1 protein-coding gene is annotated in these 256 nt (G+C 32.4%); it reads right to left on the minus strand.

Annotated elements, in window-relative coordinates; genetic code table 11:
* Positions 1-103 precede the first annotated feature (103 nt).
* A complete protein-coding gene (locus AOA61_RS32710) occupies positions 104-247 on the minus strand; it encodes a hypothetical protein (protein WP_368731118.1) in 144 nt (47 codons plus the stop codon).
* Positions 248-256: the final 9 nt, after the last annotated feature.

Below are 256 nucleotides of genomic sequence, written 5' to 3' on the forward strand. Positions count from 1 at the left end.
AGTAAATACAGGGCAGACTCCAAAGGTAAAACATCTATTTTAATTAGTAAGGGGCAGCCAAACTAACTAAAACCAAATTAGAAAAACTTAAGTAACTTGAAAATTAAAATCTTCGTGCAATGTCATTCCATTTCAATTCATTTTGGAACTGCATCATATTTGTTGATTCGTTGATGAAAACAATCTCAATGTCATGCATATTTGCCCAGTCATACAATTGTTCAGGAGTTACTTTAAACGAGAACACTGTATGATG

It is taken from the genome of Pseudomonas sp. 2995-1 (genome assembly GCF_002742505.1).
Classification (GTDB): Bacteria; Pseudomonadota; Gammaproteobacteria; order Pseudomonadales; family Pseudomonadaceae; genus Aquipseudomonas; species Aquipseudomonas sivasensis.